General features: G+C 39.1%; 1 protein-coding gene. It reads left to right on the top strand.

What is annotated here, in order from left to right:
- On the top strand, nt 1–281 hold a 281-nt coding region (locus IEX97_RS13135; RefSeq protein ID WP_188883541.1), incomplete at both ends, for an aminotransferase class V-fold PLP-dependent enzyme.

The following is a 281-nucleotide window of genomic DNA, read 5'->3' as shown; positions in this document are numbered from 1 at the left end:
ATGGCGTAAAAGTCCCTGTGCCAATGGTTAATATGCCGCTAATTGCCGATATGACCTCATGTCTTTTGACAGAACCTATAAACGTTAGAGATTATGGGCTGATTTTTGCGGGTGCTCAAAAAAATATTTCAATCCCAGGCTTGACAGTTGTAATTCTTCATAACGATATTCTGGCTAACCATCACAATAAGCCTTTGCCAACTATGATGGATTATCAAACGCACATTGCGCATAAATCTCTCTATGCAACACCTCCAGTTTTTAATTGTTATATCGCCCAT

The sequence above is a fragment of the Paenalicyclobacillus cellulosilyticus genome, from assembly GCF_014647315.1.
GTDB classification, from domain to species: domain Bacteria; phylum Bacillota; class Bacilli; order Alicyclobacillales; family Alicyclobacillaceae; genus Alicyclobacillus_J; species Alicyclobacillus_J cellulosilyticus.
This window is presented reverse-complemented; position numbering and strand designations above follow the sequence as displayed.